The organism is Flavicella sediminum, assembly GCF_006381105.1.
GTDB classification, from domain to species: domain Bacteria; phylum Bacteroidota; class Bacteroidia; order Flavobacteriales; family Flavobacteriaceae; genus Flavicella; species Flavicella sediminum.
The window spans coordinates 101,524-120,059 of the sequence record NZ_VDET01000016.1 but is presented as its reverse complement, the minus strand read 5'-3'; the positions used below and the strand labels follow the sequence as shown (position 1 = coordinate 120,059).

Annotated in this window: 17 protein-coding genes and 1 tRNA gene; 13 read left to right on the top strand and 5 right to left on the bottom strand. The window is 33.1% G+C overall.

The annotated features are described in order from the left end of the window. Positions 1–19: 19 nt before the first annotated feature. The 11 genes from FGM02_RS14265 to FGM02_RS14215 all read left to right on the top strand — a co-directional run bounded on the left by FGM02_RS14265 (position 20) and on the right by FGM02_RS14215 (position 13,667). The gene (locus FGM02_RS14265; RefSeq protein WP_139959167.1) at positions 20–4,051 is read left to right on the top strand and encodes a phage tail tape measure protein; all 4,032 of its coding nucleotides are present in this window, start codon (positions 20–22) and stop codon (positions 4,049–4,051) included. After that, positions 4,052–4,960, top strand: coding sequence for a hypothetical protein (locus FGM02_RS14260; protein ID WP_139959166.1), 909 nt, complete (start codon positions 4,052–4,054; stop codon positions 4,958–4,960). A gap of 4 nt (positions 4,961–4,964) precedes the next feature. Next, positions 4,965–6,971, top strand: coding sequence for a hypothetical protein (locus FGM02_RS14255; protein WP_139959165.1), 2,007 nt, complete (start codon positions 4,965–4,967; stop codon positions 6,969–6,971). Positions 6,972–6,973: 2 nt separating this feature from the next. Further along, positions 6,974–7,240: a hypothetical protein gene (locus tag FGM02_RS14250; protein WP_139959164.1), complete on the top strand. Its 267-nt coding sequence runs from the start codon at positions 6,974–6,976 to the stop codon at positions 7,238–7,240. A gap of 13 nt (positions 7,241–7,253) precedes the next feature. Continuing rightward, positions 7,254–10,436 carry a phage tail protein gene (locus tag FGM02_RS14245; RefSeq protein ID WP_139959163.1) on the top strand — a complete coding sequence of 1,061 codons (3,183 nt, stop codon included), beginning with the start codon at positions 7,254–7,256 and terminating at the stop codon, positions 10,434–10,436. Between the two features lie 136 nt (positions 10,437–10,572). Beyond that, complete coding sequence (locus tag FGM02_RS14240; protein ID WP_139959162.1) at positions 10,573–10,908, top strand: phage holin family protein; 336 nt, start codon at positions 10,573–10,575, stop codon at positions 10,906–10,908. Continuing rightward, entirely contained in the window at positions 10,905–11,321 is a 417-nt protein-coding gene (locus FGM02_RS14235) for a DUF5675 family protein (RefSeq protein WP_139959161.1), read from the top strand. The genes FGM02_RS14240 and FGM02_RS14235 overlap by 4 nt, the downstream gene beginning before the upstream one ends. A gap of 6 nt (positions 11,322–11,327) precedes the next feature. Beyond that, positions 11,328–11,960 carry a hypothetical protein gene (locus FGM02_RS14230; RefSeq protein ID WP_139959160.1) on the top strand — a complete coding sequence of 211 codons (633 nt, stop codon included), beginning with the start codon at positions 11,328–11,330 and terminating at the stop codon, positions 11,958–11,960. A gap of 451 nt (positions 11,961–12,411) precedes the next feature. Then, complete coding sequence (locus tag FGM02_RS14225) at positions 12,412–12,648, top strand: hypothetical protein (RefSeq protein WP_139959159.1); 237 nt, start codon at positions 12,412–12,414, stop codon at positions 12,646–12,648. Positions 12,649–12,675: 27 nt separating this feature from the next. After that, on the top strand, positions 12,676–13,089 hold the full coding sequence (locus tag FGM02_RS14220) for a protein-export chaperone SecB (protein ID WP_139959158.1): 414 nt from the start codon (positions 12,676–12,678) through the stop codon (positions 13,087–13,089). Between the two features lie 5 nt (positions 13,090–13,094). Beyond that, positions 13,095–13,667 (top strand): hypothetical protein, encoded by a 573-nt coding sequence (locus tag FGM02_RS14215; protein WP_139959157.1) that lies wholly within the window; start codon positions 13,095–13,097, stop codon positions 13,665–13,667. Positions 13,668–13,754: 87 nt separating this feature from the next. Here the strand turns inward: FGM02_RS14215 and FGM02_RS14210 are convergent, their stop codons facing one another. Both FGM02_RS14210 and FGM02_RS14205 read right to left on the bottom strand, forming a co-directional pair. After that, complete coding sequence (locus FGM02_RS14210) at positions 13,755–14,990, bottom strand: tyrosine-type recombinase/integrase (protein WP_243739416.1); 1,236 nt, start codon at positions 14,988–14,990, stop codon at positions 13,755–13,757. 21 nt (positions 14,991–15,011) lie between these two features. Next, positions 15,012–15,085, bottom strand: a tRNA-Met gene (locus tag FGM02_RS14205). A 127-nt stretch (positions 15,086–15,212) separates the two neighbouring features. On the opposite strand from FGM02_RS14205, the gene FGM02_RS14200 reads away from it, so the two are divergent. Continuing rightward, complete coding sequence (locus FGM02_RS14200) at positions 15,213–15,596, top strand: START-like domain-containing protein (RefSeq protein WP_139959156.1); 384 nt, start codon at positions 15,213–15,215, stop codon at positions 15,594–15,596. Between the two features lie 81 nt (positions 15,597–15,677). After that, positions 15,678–16,499, top strand: coding sequence for an aminotransferase class IV (locus FGM02_RS14195; RefSeq protein ID WP_139959155.1), 822 nt, complete (start codon positions 15,678–15,680; stop codon positions 16,497–16,499). Here the strand turns inward: FGM02_RS14195 and FGM02_RS14190 are convergent. The 3 genes from FGM02_RS14190 to fmt form a co-directional block, all read right to left on the bottom strand. Continuing rightward, positions 16,491–17,048 carry a YqgE/AlgH family protein gene (locus FGM02_RS14190; RefSeq protein ID WP_139959154.1) on the bottom strand — a complete coding sequence of 186 codons (558 nt, stop codon included), beginning with the start codon at positions 17,046–17,048 and terminating at the stop codon, positions 16,491–16,493. The genes FGM02_RS14195 and FGM02_RS14190 overlap by 9 nt on opposite strands. A gap of 97 nt (positions 17,049–17,145) precedes the next feature. Then, positions 17,146–17,418, bottom strand: a complete 273-nt coding sequence (locus FGM02_RS14185) for an HU family DNA-binding protein (protein WP_139959153.1) — start codon at positions 17,416–17,418, stop codon at positions 17,146–17,148. 167 nt (positions 17,419–17,585) lie between these two features. Continuing rightward, positions 17,586–18,530, bottom strand: a complete 945-nt coding sequence (gene fmt / locus FGM02_RS14180) for a methionyl-tRNA formyltransferase (protein WP_139959152.1) — start codon at positions 18,528–18,530, stop codon at positions 17,586–17,588. Positions 18,531–18,536: the final 6 nt, after the last annotated feature.

Genomic DNA, 18,536 nt, shown 5'->3' with positions numbered 1-18,536 from the left:
TTATTCTAAAGCGTTTTAGATGGCAGTACAGGGTGAAAATTCATTGTTTTTTTCAACTGGATTAGATAATTCAGGACTTCTTAAAGGAAAGGAAGAGGGAGTTGGGATTATTCAATCCATGGCGACTGATATTTCCAAAATAAATCCTTTTGCTGCTTTAGCAATTGGAGCTGCAGCTGCCTTTACATTAATAGCAAATGATGCATACAGACTAGCAAGTGAGTTTGAGCATGCCATGAAAGAAGTTGAAACTATTTCGGTTGCAACTCAAGCTAATTTTAAGGGAATTTCGGAAGACGTTTTCTCATTGTCTAAAATAAGTCCAGATGAACCTAAAGAATTAGCGAACGCTTATTACCAAATTGTTTCAGCTGGCTATGATGGAGCAAAAGGATTAGAATTATTAGAGGTTGCATCTAAGGCGGCAGTTGCTGGTGTTACCGATACTATAACAGCAGCCGATGGTCTGACAACTGTTTTAAACGCATATAAAATAGAGGCGGAAAAATCAGAGGAAGTTTCTGATGCGCTTTTTAACACTGTGAAATTAGGTAAAACAACGTTTACCGAATTGGCCGCTTATATTTCTCAAGTAGCTCCAATTGCAGCGGCTTCAAATATTCCATTAAATGAGATTTTGAGTACTGTTGCGACACTAACCAAACAAGGTGTTCCTACGGCTCAAGCTATGACACAAATTAGGGCAGCAATAGTTGGTTTAAGTGAGGCAGGTAAGTTAGATGGTACTAAAACATTTCAACAAAACATGAGCGCATTGTTTGATGAAATGAATGGAAGTCAAACAGCAATAAAGAAGCAAGTTGGATCTATTGAAGCGGTACAAGCAATTTTGGCTGTTTCTGGAAAAAATGCCAGATCAGCAAAAGCAGATTTGAAAACTTATAACAATACTTTGGGAGCAACTCAGAGAGCTGCCGATATAATGTTGAATGATCATGAGAATCAGTGGAAGATATTTGGAAATAGAATTAAAGCTAGTACAATTGGAATTGGTAATTCTGTTTTGAAAATGAGCACTAGCATTGCTAGAGATTTGAATTCTATTATAGAATCTGTTGATGATTCGATAAAGTCAATTGAAAAAGAGGCGGTAACAGTAAATAGTTTGTTTCTTAAATACAATGATGCAAACTCATCTGCAGAGGAGAGAATTGAGATTGTTAAAGAGTTAAAATCTATTAGTCCGTCATTAGTTGAGGGAGTTAATAATGAGGCTGAAGCTTATAAAGTTTTATCAGATAATATAAATCAATACAATACTTTAATTGCTGAAAGAAAAATTATAGCAGAAAAAGAAGAAGATATTGCCGAGCATCAAAAGTTATATCAAGACGCGATAAAAGGTATTTTAGAATTTAAAAACAAGCTGAATCAAGATATTGTCGAATTTCAGATAGGAGATTTTCAAGGGAATGAATATGATCCAGTAAGAGATCAATTGCAAGAGGTCCTTTCGAGTCAAGAAGATGTAATCGAAAAAGGCAAGAAGGTTAAAGAAATTCTAACCAATTACAATTCTGATATTTTTAGAACCAAAGGAATTGGAGGGACAATTAGTATTCCTGGTTTTTCCAATGATGCTATTGAAGGAAATGTGAACTCGTTTTTGAAGAATACTTTTGAAAAAGCAATAGAAAGAGGAAAAAAAGAAAGGGATAAATTGAAACTATCCTTATATGAAATGAGAACTGATATTGACAATGTGGTCAAAGAAATTCTATCATCAAGTGATGAAAATTTCATAAAACTTTTTAAAGGTTCTTCAAATCAATTATTGGTTGATGCTTCGAATAAACGAACTGTAATTTTAGAGGAAATAGAAAAAACTAAAAAAGAAATATTCCAAATAAGTTCTGTTGATTATGCAAAGGATAAATCAATATTCGATAAATTCTTAAATAAGGATAAAGCTATTTCTGATTTGTCAGAAGTACAAGTTGCAGCTAGAAAATTTGCTAAGGAAAGAATTGAATTGGTTGAGCGAGGTGAAGATCCAAAAACTAATCTTTTGGATACTGATAAACTGAAGGAGTCTTTAGCAAAGAAAAAAGAAGCATATGATTCTTATGAAAAACTCGTTCATAATGGTTTTGAAACGGATGCAAAAAAATATAAAGAAGGTTTAAATCTTCAGTATTCGAGCTATCAAGAGTATCTAAATAAAAAGTTAGAAGCAGCGAAAACAACGGCTGAAAAACTACTTTACTTAGAAGCAGGAGCAGGTACCAGGGTAAAAGAAGGAGCAATAGAAGGGGTGGTTAAAGGAGCGGTTGAAATAGATTCTACACAATATGTTGATTATGTGAAATCAGTCAAAACGCTAAATGGTGAACTTCTACAATTAGAAAAAGAATTAGCATCGAGTACTAATGAAATAGAACGTGAAAAACTTGCTATTAAAGTTCAATTCAAGAAAGAAGAATTGGATCAAGCTAAAGGTGTTGGTGAGAAACTTATTAAAATAGAAGAAAACAATTATGATTTTTTAAGCCTGTTGGGACTTAAAAAGTTACGAGATGAAAAGAAAATAGCTGAAGCAAGGTTAAAAACAGCAAAAGAAAAGGCAAAAAAGGAAGCTGCTGTCTCTGGAGGAAAAGCCAGTGTAGCAACACAAAATGAGATTAAACAATTAGAGAATAATGTTACCGGAATAGCTAAGTCATTCGGTGAAGAGCTGGCAAATCAAATGAGTTTAGTTTCTTCAGCTTTAGGGGATGCTCAAAGTTTATTTTCCAAATTTGGAGAAGAAGGTGTAGCTGAATTATTAGGGCAATTGTCGGGTGTTGCTGATGGTGTTGGGAGAATTGCAAGTGGAGATATTGTTGGAGGAAGTTTAGCTGTTTTAAACAGTGCTTTAACCGTGGAAGTAGTTTCTGATACAGAAAAATTTGAGGAAGCTATTAAAGAATTAGAAAAAATTTCTATTCAGATTTCCAATAACATAAAAAACACAGTAGGAGTAAACCAGGCTAAAGAAAAGCTCAATTATATAAACAGTATAAAGGAAAAAGAGGAGAAATTAAAAGCAGCTCAAGAAGCTGAAAGTAAAGCGAGAAAAGCTGTTAAGGTTTTTGGAATTAAGGTTGGTAAAAAAGGAACAGGAAGTGGAACGGATCAAGCCAAACTGGAACAATTTCAAGCTGATGCAGACGCTGCTAAACAAGAAATAATTGAGTTAAAAGAAGAGTATGATGCTTTTATCACATCAACAACTAGAGATACTTTTGCGGATAATATTTTTGAAGGCTTAAAGGATGGTGAAAGTGCAATAGAATCGTTTGCTAATGCTTTTGAAGATATTGTTGGAAATGCCATTCTTGAAACTTTTAAGAAGGAACACCTCGAGCCGCTATCGAAGGAGTTTCTCGACAAATTTGCAGAGCTCTATGATACCGATGCTTCCTTGGCACTCGACCAAGAAGAAAAAGTAAGGGCGATAAAGGAAGAATACGAAAGTTCTGTTTACGAATGGGAGAACACTCCATCTAGAAAGACAAAGCAAGAAGTTTTAGTAGAAAAGGAAAGAATTGCGGAGTTAAAAAGAAGTTTAGAGCGAGAGCAAAAAAAGTTGGAAGCACTTCAAGCAGGTGTTGGGGTTGCTGATTTTACGGACCAAGATTTGGCGGAATTAAGAGCTTGGACTGAAGAAAATGCAAAAAAGACTGAACAATATTGGGAAGCAATTAAAAAAACAACAGAAGATTTAGGTCTTGATTTTGGAAGTAGCGAACAAAAAGGGCTAACAGGTTCAGTAAGAAGAGAAATTACAGAAGAAACAGGAAGTGTTTTAGAGGGTTTGTTTAGGGGGCAAAATGATTATACAAAAAGATTACTGGCGTTAGCGGAGCAAGAAGCTGTAGCGTATTCTGTATCCAATTCGTATGCAAAAGATAGTGAAAGGCATCTTTCGCAGATAGTGATTAATACGGCCAATACAGTGTCTAGACTTGATACGCTTATTTCTAAAACTGAAACTTTAATAGTGAACACAACACCTAGTCAATCAGCTCGGGATATGGGGCATATTTAGATGTATAAATTAAACGACATATTACTTTCAGACTATGGTTTTATAGCAAGTCAAGCACCAAACAGTAACATTGCTGTAACAGGTGTTTTGGACATGCCAAAACGTATGGGAAAAACATTTCATTCATGGCCAGATCAACACGGTGTTGAGCCTTATGTTGCGGCAAGTGAAATTATGTTTGAAGGTAGAGATATTAAGTTTTATGCATTATTGAAATCAGCTGATAGATCAAGTGCAGTTTATCGTTTGAAAGCATTTTACAAAGTAATAAATGCTTTTACCGATTTGGTGGATTTTGAAACGCCATATGGAACTTTTGAGGTTTATGTAAAAGAAGAAATCAATGTTGATTATTTGTCTGAAGGTTGGTGCAAAGTTATGATCCCTTTTCGTGAGCCTGTTGCGGCAGTTCCTAATGAGGTACTTCCAACAGGAAATCAATACAACGAGCTTGGCCTAAATGGAATTCCGTTTAAAAGCTTTGGTGCCTTGGTTAAGAAAACAGACAAAAACTTAAATAGACCAGGAACAAAAAAACAAAACTTTTCAGTTTATGGAAAAGAAGGGTTTGAACTAACAAAAGAAGATCTGCAAAAAGTCCATGTTGATTTGGTTTTTATTCACGATTCCTTTTCTGATCTAAAAACAGGAATAGCCCAATTTCATACAATTTTAGCTTCAGAAGGTTTACATCACTTAAATATGGATATGACCAGTAGGCAAGTTTGGGCTATAAATGGATTTAATGTAAAAAATATCAAAGTTTTTTCAAATAAGGCAGTTGCAGAAATGAGATGTGAGCTTTTAGTAAATGATAGAGGATATATATATGAAAATGAAATGCAATTGGTAGATAACAATGGGGATGCTATTGCAGATAATAATAACAATGCAATAATTATAAACTAGAATTATGGGAGTATTAAATTTTTGGGAAGGAGATAATCCGATGAATCCAATGGTCTTATTTAAAAAAGGCTACAAAATAATGGTTGGTAACACTGACAATGGCGAAGTAGAAGCATTAGATTCTAGTCAGTTATTGGAAGCATTTACAACTGATGATTTAGCTGATGGAGTAGATACGAAACGGTACACCGCAGCTGAAAAGGCAAAAATGGGTAATGTGCCAAGTGATACTGCTGGAGGAATTTCAGCGGCTAAAGCTGAAGCTATAGCTGCATCCGTGCCAAGAGCAAATCATACAGGTACACAGTTAGCAGCTACCATTAGTGATTTTACTGCTGCAGCAAAAGCTGCTGAAACAGTTACAAGTTTAACCGTAAACAATCATGTAATTAGTTTTACAAATGAATCTGGAACACTAGTAACATTTGACACCAAGATTTATACGGATGAACAAATTTCAGCATTGAAAGGATCGGCACCAGAAGCCTTTGATACGTTGCAGGAAATTGCCGCTTGGATAGCCAATGAAGATTCTGAGGATGATTCGACTTTAACTTCACTGCTAACTGCTATTGGTTTAAGAGAAACTATTGAAAGTGCTGATGCTAGAGAGTTGATATTGACCGAAGCTATTGAAGCTGTTGACGAAAAAGCAGTGGAAAACTTAGAATTTATAAATGAAAATAAAACGGAGGTAGACAGAAGGCACCAGACATTGCTAACAGGTTCTACTGCTTATACTATAGCTGATACGGTTAGTCAATTAGAAGGAGGAACAACAATCGACTTAATAGCTTTAGAAAAAATATTAGGTGAAAATAATTCTGCAGGAATATTGATTGCGCCATTTTTACAAGCAGATAGTTTTGTTCCTGCTGCTCTTCCAATAGACGGTTCAGCTAACGCATTTTTTACAGGTGGAGGAGGAGCGTTTATAGATAAATTCGGAAATCAGAAGCAGGAAGTTGTAGATAAATTACGAATTAACTACCGAGAAGTAAATGGTGAAAGAGTTCCCTTTTATAAGTTTGAATCAGATTCATTTATTCAGAGAGTTAAAAACTCAGAGCCGACGGTTGCGGAAGGTTCTGAGTCAAATATTATTTATGAAAGTAGAGCAATTCCTTTTTTAAATGCAGATGCAGTTACAAATGGAATTGTGTTAGACGGTGATGGGCATACAAACTATAGATATTGTGGTATTGCTGTATCAGAAACAGACCACGTATTCTCAGCATTTGCTATGTTGGATGACTTCTCGGAGCCTGTAATTGGGAGTTCAGGGGCTATTACCAATGATTTCTCAATAGTGATTGGAGGTACTAGAGTACCGAGTGCAAATTGTCTTACTCAATATGTAGGAGGTGGCCTATACCGGATATATGGAAAGGGTACAACAGGAACGGCTAATCTCTCTGCAAACGGAATTGTGAAGGATGATAGCCAATCTAATAAAAAGGTGTTCATGACTGGTTTAAATTTAGTGGCGGGTACTAGTCTTAAAAGCTATGCTAAAACTACTGGTGCTATAGTTACTAGACTAGGCGATAAATGCAAATTTCCAACAGTTACAGGATTTTTAGATAAAGGAGAGTTTAATTTTATTATCAAATTTTTATTTGAAAGTGGTGTAACTACAAGACATGCGGCCTATGAATCTGCCGGTAACTACATAACTATAAATTACAACGATACTGAATTTGAAGCTTATTTATATAAAGGAAATGTATTAATGAGACACGTTAAATGTTTGCAAACATTTGCGGATGGCGGTATTTACAATGTGGCTATTAATTTTTCAGAGATAGAAAACAGGGTGTTTATTGGAGGAATCAAAAAAGCTCTAACTGCAGATGTTGCAGAAGCTGGAAGTATAGCATTAGATGCTGATTTTATGCCTTATCACTATTCCAGTGAAGCTGATCCTAGAGGTAACGGAGAAATTGCACTGATGGCAGTAGATAGCATTTACAAAACAGACGAAGAATTTATAACCATAACTAGTAGATAAAAATGGCGGCAATAAATAAACATATAGCAAAATATTTAATTCCTGAAAATTTAGTTAATGGATTGATTGATGGCTTAGGATCAGAAACAATTGAAGAAGTAAAAGTACCAACTCATAAATATACTGTTACTGTAGTAGAAGAAAAAAACGGCAATACAGAAATAGATTTACTTTATGATGATAGATACTTGGATTATTTCCCAAATGATTGGGGGCAATACAAAGTAGATCCAGTGAACGAGGTACATCATAAATTTTTGAATATATAGAAGTTTTAAATTAATGAATTTATCAATCCTTAGGAATTCTGTTGAAGTAGCATCAGTTTCAATTGATGATAAAACTAAATTCTTCCATAGATTTATGGGAGAAAAAAGAATAACATCAACCTTTTTTGTTACTAATGTTTTACCTATTCAAATTGGAGATTACATTGAGTGGAAAGGAGAGAAGTATTATATAAATCAAGCTCCATCTTGTAAAAAGATTTCCAATTTTCAATATGAGTACATTATTCATTTTGAAGATGTGATTTACAATCTTTACAATAAAATATTCATGGATGAAGGGGCTGCTGATTTTTCATATCATGGTACCGCTGAAGACCTAGTAAATTTACTGCTTATTAATTTGAATGCTGTTGATACAGGTTGGTCCATAGCAACTATCGAGTCGACTGAAAGCAAAACAATAGTCTTTTCATCACAGAATTGTAGAAATGCTTTAAATACAATTGTTAAGGAATTTGAATTAGAATGGAGGTTGGATGGAAAAGCATTTACATTGGCTAAAACTGTTGGTGTAAACACTACTTTAAGTTTTGAGTACGGTAGAGGAAAAGGCCTGTATTCTTTAACTAGAAACGCTATGAGTGATGCAAATATCGTTACAAGAGTTTTTGGTTTTGGAGCTGCTAAGAATTTAAAATTTGATTATCGTGGAGGGAAAAAAAGATTAGTCTTTAATGATTTGAAGCTAGAATCTAATGTTGAATTATATGGTATTCGGGAGGGTGTCTTTACTGATGATTCTATTTTTCCTCAAAGAACTGGAACAGTTTCGGCAATTGATCCTGGAAATATTTTTAAAGTATTTGATTCAAGTTTAGATTTTAATATTAATGATCATCTTTTAGAGGGTGTTCCTCAAAAGATAGTTTTTAAGTCAGGTTCTTTAGCTGGTTATGAGTTTGAATTTAAATATGACAATTCAGTAAAAGAATACACATTAATAGAATTGGAAGAAGCCAATGATTATAAGTTGCCTAATGATTTGAATAAACCAGAAATAGGCGATGAATATATTTTGGTTGATATAAATATGCCGCAATCATATATTGATGCTGCTGAAACAGATTTAGAGGCTAAAACACAAGAATATTTAGATGAAAATAGCGTGCCTAGAGTTACGTATTCTTTGGATTTAGACGAAAAGTATATTCGGGATAATGCTATTTCTCTAAATGTGGCTGATACAGTTAATTTGTTGGATCCTAATTTAGGAATTGATAAAGATATTCACGTTTCTCAAATCTCTTATCCTCTCGTAAATCCAAACGATATTAAAGCGACTATAGCTAATTTTATTCCATATACGGAGCAAGAAAGACTTATAAAAAATGCAGTTGATACAAATATTAGGACTAGGAGTATAGACAGGTCCTCAATTGAAAGAAATCGAATAGCAGTAAATAGAACAAGGCAATTACAGAGTCTTGTTTATGATCCTGATGGTTATTTTGATATGGGTAATATTAAACCTTTATCGATTGAAACTTCAATGATTACCAATGGTTTTAAATCGGGTGATTTCGGATTGTTAGACGTAAGAATAGAAACAAATGCAGGAGGAAATGAAAATTCATTAAGCATTTCAGCCGGTCAATTAGTGCATAACCAAATTTCAATTGAAGGTTTAGGTTATATTTGGAATGTTCCAGCTGCTTCTTTTAATACACTTGTTCCAACCAGTACATATTATGTTTTTGCAAAATGTAGTAAAACTTCGCTTGTTGGTACCTGGTATATATCGACTGAACAAAAAAAAGTAGAAGATGAAGCTGGGTATTTCTTGTTTCAATTGGGTGTCCTTTTTAACGTGATTGATGATAGAAGAGATTTTGATTTTACTAAAGGTATTACTTATATAGTTGGTGATACAATTAAGACAGGGAGGATTCAATCTATAGATGGTTTTAATTTTTTTGATTTAACTGGAAATCAATTTAAAATTGGAAACTCCACTAGCAGCATGGATTGGAATGTAACTGCACCTAACCAATTGACATTAAAAAATGTTAAGCTAAAATCAGAATCGGGTGATGTTTTTCCAATTGTGGTTTTTCGTGGCGATTATTCTAGTGAGGATGTTTATTACAAAGGTGAACAGGTGACTTATCAAGGATCAACATATACTTATGTAAATGATATTTCTACAAGTCAACTTCCGACCAATACTACATATTGGAAAATATCTGCAGAAAAAGGTCAAACAGGAAATACTGGAGTAGATGGAGAAAGCTTGATTGTTTGGAGGAAATATGCTGATGATTTAAATGGATCCGGTATTTCAGATGATAATACAAAGCCTTATTTGGGGTTAGCATTCAATAAACCTTCAGGTAGTTTAGCAAGTGAAATAGCTACAGATTATACTTGGACTAAGATAAAAGGAGATGAAGGAATAGCTGGAGCAGGTGTTGTTTTTAGAGGAGATTTTTTAGCTACAAACACATATTACAATAACAATAACCGTAGAGATGTTGTTAAATACGGTTCAGATTATAAGATTTATAAAGGAATAGATGCTACCATTTCTGTTTGGAATCCTTCTTATTGGGATGATTTTGGATCTCAATTTGAAAATGTTGCGACAGGTTTATTATTTGCTCAACAAGCCTATATTGAAAATCTAGGGGTAAGATTACTTAAAACTGCTGATAGTGGTGAGAGATTGGAAGCGACAGGAGGAGGATTAGAATATTATGGAGAAGATGGAGAGAAAAAAATATCAATGGAGACCAACGTGTTGTATGGATGGTCAGAATTTATATTAGAGCAGTGTTTTCTAAATTTAAATAATGGCTCTAGAATATCCATTAGAGGTAGTGGGAGCGAAGAAGGCAAGGATACATATATAAATAATTTATATGTAGATACCTCTAAAGTAATTGCCGGAAGTTTAAGGGTGGGTATTAAAACAGTGACATCGAGTTACACTATTTTAAGTGATGATTATTATATAGTATGTAATAATTCTTCACCTATTGTTGTTAGTCTGCCATCAGGGGGATTTGAGGGAATGTTTTTTTGTGTAAAGAGAACTAATTCAAGTGTTACTGTTGATGGAAATGGTCATTCTTTAATGAAAGGTTCAGCGGTAAGTTCTGTAGCTATAAATGATGGTGATTTATGGGAGTTTGTTTATGATGGAACTTATTGGAATGCAAATTATAAATCAAGCTAGAGAATAATAAATGACACTACGGAAATAGGATACTAGAACTTTTTTCATTGTTTCACGATTTATTCATTTTTGAATAAATAATCTTAAATGAAAGCGTAGTCATTAATAATTCAATCCACTTCTATAAAAAACATCTATGAAAACAGTATTACTAACATTAGCAGATAAATATGGTGGATTTATTGTAGGTGGTTTGATAGGGGCTATTGTTCATAGAGTAAGAAATACAATGAGTTTTAGAGCATTTTTAGGGGTGTTGTTTGTTTCTGCTTTTGTCGGGTTGTGTGTTGGAATATTATTGAAAAATTATTTGAATGCTCCGGATGAAGTTGTTTTTGTTGTGTGTTCTATCTCTGGTGTGTTTTCAAAAGATATACTTGATGAAATTCAACAGGTTATTTCTTACATATCTGTTTTCATTAAGAATAAGGCAAACATAAATACTGATAATTCTGAAAATAATCCATCATGAAACTCATTGAAGAACTTTTACTAGATCGATACTCTAAAGGAGAAGTACAAACTATTGGAAAACTGTTTGGTTTAGGAACAGCTAAGCAAATAATTTTTGAATGTGATACGTTGGAGCTTCCTTGGAAGGATAATAGACAGAATGTAAGCTGTATTGAGCCTAAAGTGTATTGGGTAGAAAAAAGATGGTCAGAAGCGCATAAATGGCATATTCATATTTTAGATGTAACCGGTAGGACATGGATTTTAATACACCCTGCAAATTTTGTGGAAGAATTAAGAGGTTGTATTGCTCCTGGAAAAATAGATTATTTAAATACTGACGATAGAATTGATGTAAAAAAATCGAGAGATACTTTAGATGCTTTGCTCGAAATGTTACCAGATCGCAAAGTGAAATTGACTATTAAATAATTGAAGATGAAAAACATTTACAAAATTATAATTTCAATAATAGCCCTGTTTGTAATTTACTTAGCTATTGAATATTTAAAAGATAAAATAATAGTTAGTCTTGGTGGTTACACGCACCAAACAACAACAACTGTTATCGATTCTACTTTTGTAAAAGGAAAAATAGACACCTTAGAAATATTCAATCATTATGTTTCAACTCATGGAATTAATTTGAATACAGTTCCGAAAATCGTCTACCTTAAAAAGGAGGTTAAAAAGGAAGTGATCCAGGATAGTTTAAAACAAAATTCTATCACTGTCAAAGATTCAATAATTGATGGCGTGTTTACAGTATTCAATGATTTTAAAGGTAATGTTATAAATAGTGAATTTAATTACAAACCGATATATCCAAGGATTATTAAACAAACTGATACTTTGAAAGTTTATAAAACGAACAACATAGTCCAAAGTAATAAAAGAGCTCTTTTAGGATTAGGGATTGATGTAAATACAATGAATTTTGTATCAATCAGGGCTAGTTATCTGTCAAAAAATAATTGGCAGTTTATAGGCGGTTATGGAAGGAATATGATGAAGCTAAATGCATTTGAACCGAAATACTTGAGTTCTATTACAATTATGTATCATTTTTAAGACAACTTTCTATCTGAATTATATAGTAGAAATTATATGTCTTTTTATAGTTAACAGTTAGTAGTATTTTGTTAAAGTTTGTTTTTTTTGTACAATTTTATGCGTTTTTAGGTGAAAAAAGGAACAGTTTTAAGACATGAAACTCATGTTAACTACTTTATTCTGTGTTTTTAAGTACTGTTTTAATGAGTAAGCTTGTGTATATGTTATATAAAATTGGATAATTTTAGGTAAAATTCAGTAAAACTAAAATAACTTTGCGTAAAATATAAAAATAATTTTCCTTAAGTTTTTATTGTGCCACTTCTATTTATTTAAGTATTTTTAAATCGACTAAGATAAAAACACAAAATAAATAAAAGTTTAGTCCTGGGCTGAGAATCTTACGATTATCAACTCCCACACTAATTTTATACAAAACCGTTGGGGTAATTAAAAAAAACACATTATTATGAGCACTCTTTTAGAGAACCTAGAGCTGTATTTTAGAAATACACCTCAGGAGAAAATTGATAGTGATTGGGAAAAAACAGAGAAGTATGATGAAGTAGGGCCTAATGTTTCTGATTTCATCATTCAATCAAAGCTGTTTGAAGACATAGAAAAGATAAAGTATTGTAGTTTAGATATTTTATTTTCACAAGAAATAATTGAAAATCCGAAGTTCGCTTCGGATTTTTCTTTTTAAATTAGTTCCCAATAAATATCATTAATTATGAATAAAGCAGCATTCTCTTTAGACAGGTATGTGTTCGAAAAAGCACAAATAGATTTTACAAAAAACACGTCGGAAGAAATAGATATATCTTTTAATCCCATGGGGAAATTTATAAAAGGTCAAGAAAATTCAAAGTTTGAATTGAGTTTTGAAATTATTGTACACAACGGTGATAAGGAAAACGGCTTCGTTAAGGTATTATGCTTGTCTTACTTTGATTTTGAAGGTAAAATTACTTTTGAAGAAATACCTACATATTTTTATAGAAACAGTATTGCTATTATTTTCCCTTACTTGAGGTCTTTTATCAGTACATTAACATTGCAAGCAAATAGGCCTCCTTTGGTATTACCTACCTTAAACTTGTCTTCTCTTGAAGAGCCGCTGAAAAGAAACACTAAGGAAGAATAATTATTTTGACAAAAAAGACGCTATATCAAACTTTAGAAGATCGAGAAGACCCCCAATACATCGAGGATAATGGTCCATTTAAATGTACTTGGGAGAACACTTGGTTGGGTCCTGGGTATTATTTTTGGGATACTTTTGTTGAAAACGCCCATTGGTGGGGGCATCAAAGATATAATAAGAATCATGTTATTTGCAAGCATACTTGTGAAGTCGATGACAAAAATTGTTTTGACTTAGTAGGAAACACAGATCATCTTACTTTATTTTCAGAATCGGTAGCTTTTTTACGATCAAAGAATATGATTAAAGAAAATACTACATTACCTCGAGTTTTGGCTATGCTCAAAAAGACAGGGTTTGAATATGAGGCTATACGTGTTTCGGGAGTTAATTCAATTAGTAAATCAAATATAGAGTATTCTGAATACATTAAAAGGATTAATTTTGAATCTGGACGAGGTCAATATTTAGATTATAGACCTCCAATTCAAATATGTGTTTTTAAACCAAATGGGTTAAATCTAAGTTCGGCGGAAATAGTGTTTCCAGATCATTATAATTCTAGTTATACAATTTAATAAATTTTTCTTATATTTATATCATAGCCGCAAAGGCTCTTTTTCATAGCACAATAGCAGCCACCTAATTCTCATTAGGTGGTTTTTTTATTTAAGCCGGTCAGAGTAGTCACTTGGAAGTTCAGCATCTATGTCTCTTAAATATTTTTCAAGGGCTGTCATTGTTGAATGCCCTGTAATCAACATTAAGTTGCTTTTTGCTTCAAATGGAGATTGTGTTTTTCTAAAATCTCTATATAACTTTGTTATGAAAGTGTGCCGGAAACTATAGATTGTGTGATCAGGACCATAACCAAGTATAGTTTTAATTTTTTTGTAGCGTTTTGAAAAGTGATCTCTTCTATTTCTTTCTTCAGCTTCCCATCGGCCAACACCAGTAGGTGTGAATAAAAAATCATCTTCACTAGATAAATCTAAATCTATTAATTCCTTAAGTAGAATACTAGGGATTCTTTTTGTTTTGGCTGCGGATGTTTTAGTATCAATATGTAATATGCTTTCTTTTAAATTAATGTCTTTTGATTTTAGTCGACATACTTCAATTGGTCTAAGAAAGTTATAAGAAACGAATTTGATAAAAAGCAACATTATAGGATCCTCCTTTTCTAAATATTTATAAATATCGTCAACACCTTTTCCAGTGTAAGTTTTATTCCTGGTCGATGTAGTTTTTAGAGGTTTTATATTCTTAATAAAATTATTATCAATTAGCTCATTGTCTTCAAGAATTGTAAACAGAGCACTTAATACACTTCTAGTGTTGTTTCTGTTTCTCGCACTAGATTTAGTCAGTAAAGAATTAAGGAAGTCATTTACAGTTTTTTTGTTAACTGAATTAATATCAGCACTCGATAATCCTTTTTTTCTTAAATACTCAAGGAAATGAGACAGTCTGTTGGAATAATCGTCATAGGAAGTCTTTTTAAGAGTTGATTTTTTAAGTTTTAAGGCAAAGTTCAAAGCAGCTTTAGCGGTGTACCTAGCCTCTGATTCTAGTGCGTAAGGAGTCCATCCGTCCTTAAGCAAAGATTCAATATTGTTTCTAAGCTGTTTGATGGCTTTTAACCGCTCTGTTTTTGTTTTGTAATTCCTATTTATATTATAATATATTGGAGGCTGTTGGATCATTAATCTATGACCGTTTTCTGTAACTTTTGTAGGATGTTCGAAAGAATAGTACACATACCATCGTTTGGTAAGGTCGAAGCTCTTACCACCGTGGTAGATTTTAGGCTTTGTGTACTTATTCAAACTATTCGCTTTATATTCGGTACGTAATTTAGTCAGAATTGATTCCATAAAAAAATGCACTGTAAAGTGCATTTTTATTGACTATTTAATTTGTAGCGTGATGCAGAATTGAACTGCAGACCTCCGGGTTATGAATCCGACGCTCTAACCAACTGAGCTACCACGCCTTTTGCGGGTGCAAATATAGAATAAATAATAGATACACCAAGAAAAAAAATAAAAAATTTCAACTTTTAAATATATTTTTTTTTATTGGAAATATTACATACATTGTAAACTTAAGATAGATAGAAAATGAGCAAAATAAAATTTGAATTAGAGTTTCCCATACATGCTTCTCCTACAATGTTATACCAATATTTTTCAACCCCATCAGGGTTGGCAGAATGGTTTGCAGATAACGTAAATTCGAGAGGAGTTATGTTTACCTTTATTTGGGATGGAGCAGAAGAGGTAGCCAAATTGATACAGAATAAAAATGATGAGCGATCTAGATTCAAGTGGGAAGAGGATGATAGCAGTGAAGGCTATTTTGAATTCCGAATTCAAATAGATGCTATTACAAAGGATGTTTCCTTAATAGTGACGGATTTTGCAGATGACGAAGACGATGTTGAAGAAGCAAAAATGTTGTGGGAAAATCAAATTAGTGAGCTGAAACATACGATTGGAGCCTAATTAATAATATTGAATTTGAGCCTTGAACTTCCGTTCAAGGCTTTTTTTTTGCTTAAATTTGCAGTCTCAAAATTAAGATCTATGGTAAATTATAATGGTGAGCTGCTAGAAAAAGAATCTTGCGCTTTGTCAATTGGAAATAGAGGATATCGATATGGTGACTCTTTGTTTGAAACAATTCGTATAAAAAATGGGGAAATTCGTTTTTCTGAAGATCATTATTTTAGATTGATGGCTTCTATGAGAATGTTAAGAATGGACATTCCAATGAATTTTACCTTAGAGTATTTTGAAGCGCAAATTTTAAATTTAGTGCAAATTCTTTCAGACAAAACCATTGGTAAAGTCCGATTTACTGTGGATCGTAAAGAAGGAGGACTGTATACACCTACTAATAATGATATCAATTTTTTAGTGGAAGCATTTGAAGTTGTTTCCATAAAAAAAGAAAGCTATAGAGTTGATTTGTATAAAGACCATTACGTGACTTCTGGCTTGTTATCTACTGTAAAGTCATCAAATAGATTGTTGAATGTTTTGGCAGGGATTTACGCTGATGAAAACGAATTAGACAATTGTATTTTGATCAATGAAAATAAAAGTGTGGTAGAAGCTACTAACGCCAATATATTTTTAGTAAAAGGTACGGTAATTCGCACACCAAAATTAGCTGATGGTTGTATCAAAGGTATTGCAAGAAAGAAAATTATTGAGTTGCTTGCTAAAAATGACGCCTATACATTAGAAGAAGTGTCTATTTCTCCTTTTGATTTGCAAAAAGCAGATGAATTATTTGTGAGTAATGCTATAATGGGGATACAGTCAATAACGAATTACAGAAAAAAAACATTTTCAACGGAAGTTGGCACTTTACTTTCTGAGCAGTTAGAGGATTTAGTTTAATTTCGGATCTGAAGGAGCGTTTGCCCAAAGCTTGTAGCTACCACCAATTTCTAATAAATGTTTTTTCCAGAAGGAAGTATTTTCTTCGTTTAAAATATTAGGATACTTATTCTCAATACAAAACCAAGATTTTGTTTTCATCTCATCAAGCAATTGTTCAGATGACCAGCCTGAATAACCTAAAAAGAAACGAATTTTATTCTCGGGAATTTTACCGTCGTTTAATAGATCGACTAAAGAATCAAAATTACCTCCCCAATAAATACCATTGCCGACTTCTGTGCTTTTCGGAATTAATTCGGGAAGCTTATGGATAAAGTATAAATTATCTTGTTCTACAGGGCCTCCTTGGTGTACTTTAAAATTACATTGAATATTGGGTAACAAATCGTTGACTGTATAATTCAAGGGTTTGTTCATAATAAAGCCAATGGAGCTATCATTTGTATGTTCCGTTAATAAAATAACCGACCTGTTGAAAGATGAGTCATTTAAAATAGAAGGTTCAGCAATTAGTAATCTTCCTTTGTTTGGTGTTAATGAGGTCATTATAGCTATTTAGTTGAGGTAAGGTAGTAAAATAAAGGCGAAAAAAAAACTTCTTAGGTTTTCCTAAGAAGTTTTTATGTTAGAATAAATTCTAATACTAGTTTACAGAGTCGCTTAATCCAGCTCCTGCTTTAAACTTTACAATATTTTTAGCTGCTATTTGGATAGTAGCTCCTGTTTGAGGATTTCTTCCTTCTCTTGCAGCTCTTTGCGATACTGACCAAGTTCCCCAACCAACTAATGCTACTTTACCACCACTTTTTAAAGTGCTAGTTACGTTATCTGTTAAAGATTCTAATGCTGCTTTTGCTGCTGCTTTAGAGATTCCTGCGTCAGCAGCCATTGCGTTGATTAAATCTGATTTGTTCATAATTTATAGTTTAAAATTAAAAATGGTTATTAAATTCCCTTAAATTGTTTAACAAATATAATAGGAATAAGGGCTCACGCAAGTATTTTTGGAAAAAAGTGACGATTTGTTAATAAAAATACTCGAATTGTTAATAAGAATGCTCAATAAAGGTGGTTTTTACGGTTTTAACGAAAAAAAACAGTTTCATTTATGGAAAATCCATTTAGTAAACTGGCCGTATCCATTCGTTTTTTACCTGATATTTGTAGGGAATTTACCTGTATGAATCCGTCTACCGTGGCAACTTTCATTGTTTTCTTTGTGCTTATGATAGCTCCAGGTCTGTAAGTATGGACTTCCATAATTTTTTCGATATCAAAAATTTTCACTTTTGTTTCTTTCTCTGCATTGTGTAGAAAACACCAAGCCGCTGGATAAGGATTTAGACCTCTTATTAGGTTTCCGATTTCATCAGTACTTTTGGTCCAATCTATTTTACAGGTATCGGTATGTATTTTATAAGCTGATTTAGCGACTTTATCAGGTTGCTTAGTGGTGCTTACTTTTCCTTCTTGAATTAGCGTAACTGTTTTGCTCACCAAATCGCTACCTAATAGCATTAGTTTGTCGTGTAGCTCGCCTACCGTTTCGTTTTCGCCAATGCTCGTTTTTTCTTGCAAGATGATTTCACCCGTATCAATTTTATCATCTAAATAAAAGGTACTGACACCTGTTTCGGTTTCACCGTTTATAATGGCCCAGTTAATTGGTGCAGCTCCTCGGTAATCTGGTAATAAGGAAGCGTGTAAATTAAAGGTACCCAATTCTGGCATAGCCCAAACTTGTTGCGGTAGCATTCTAAAAGCAACAATAATTTGTAAGTTGGCTTCTAGGGCTTTTAATTCTTTTAAAAATCCTTCGTCTTTTAAGTTGGTAGGTTGCAATAAGGTTAGGTTGTTGGCGACAGCGAATTTTTTTACAGCCGATTCATTTAATTTACGTCCTCTACCTGCAGGTTTGTCGGGAGCCGTAATAACACCTACAATATTGTGTTTCTTTTCTAAGAGCTCTTTTAAAATAGCAACGGCAAAGTCTGGCGTTCCCATAAAAACAATTTTTAAATCTTTCATATATAG

Excerpts from the sequence above, each read along its gene's own strand:
- FGM02_RS14235 (WP_139959161.1), top strand. The coding sequence starts at position 10,905 with ATGAAACTCATTGAAGAACTTTTACTAGATCGATACTCTAAAGGAGAA.
- FGM02_RS14265 (WP_139959167.1), top strand. The coding sequence starts at position 20 with ATGGCAGTACAGGGTGAAAATTCATTGTTTTTTTCAACTGGATTAGAT.
- FGM02_RS14190 (WP_139959154.1), bottom strand. The coding sequence starts at position 17,048 with ATGACCTCATTAACACCAAACAAAGGAAGATTACTAATTGCTGAACCT.
- fmt (WP_139959152.1), bottom strand. The coding sequence starts at position 18,530 with ATGAAAGATTTAAAAATTGTTTTTATGGGAACGCCAGACTTTGCCGTT.
- FGM02_RS14260 (WP_139959166.1), top strand. The coding sequence starts at position 4,052 with ATGTATAAATTAAACGACATATTACTTTCAGACTATGGTTTTATAGCA.
- FGM02_RS14240 (WP_139959162.1), top strand. The coding sequence starts at position 10,573 with ATGAAAACAGTATTACTAACATTAGCAGATAAATATGGTGGATTTATT.
- FGM02_RS14220 (WP_139959158.1), top strand. The coding sequence starts at position 12,676 with ATGAATAAAGCAGCATTCTCTTTAGACAGGTATGTGTTCGAAAAAGCA.
- FGM02_RS14210 (WP_243739416.1), bottom strand. The coding sequence starts at position 14,990 with ATGCACTTTACAGTGCATTTTTTTATGGAATCAATTCTGACTAAATTA.
- FGM02_RS14200 (WP_139959156.1), top strand. The coding sequence starts at position 15,213 with ATGAGCAAAATAAAATTTGAATTAGAGTTTCCCATACATGCTTCTCCT.
- FGM02_RS14250 (WP_139959164.1), top strand. The coding sequence starts at position 6,974 with ATGGCGGCAATAAATAAACATATAGCAAAATATTTAATTCCTGAAAAT.
- FGM02_RS14195 (WP_139959155.1), top strand. The coding sequence starts at position 15,678 with ATGGTAAATTATAATGGTGAGCTGCTAGAAAAAGAATCTTGCGCTTTG.
- FGM02_RS14255 (WP_139959165.1), top strand. The coding sequence starts at position 4,965 with ATGGGAGTATTAAATTTTTGGGAAGGAGATAATCCGATGAATCCAATG.
- FGM02_RS14230 (WP_139959160.1), top strand. The coding sequence starts at position 11,328 with ATGAAAAACATTTACAAAATTATAATTTCAATAATAGCCCTGTTTGTA.
- FGM02_RS14225 (WP_139959159.1), top strand. The coding sequence starts at position 12,412 with ATGAGCACTCTTTTAGAGAACCTAGAGCTGTATTTTAGAAATACACCT.
- FGM02_RS14245 (WP_139959163.1), top strand. The coding sequence starts at position 7,254 with ATGAATTTATCAATCCTTAGGAATTCTGTTGAAGTAGCATCAGTTTCA.
- FGM02_RS14185 (WP_139959153.1), bottom strand. The coding sequence starts at position 17,418 with ATGAACAAATCAGATTTAATCAACGCAATGGCTGCTGACGCAGGAATC.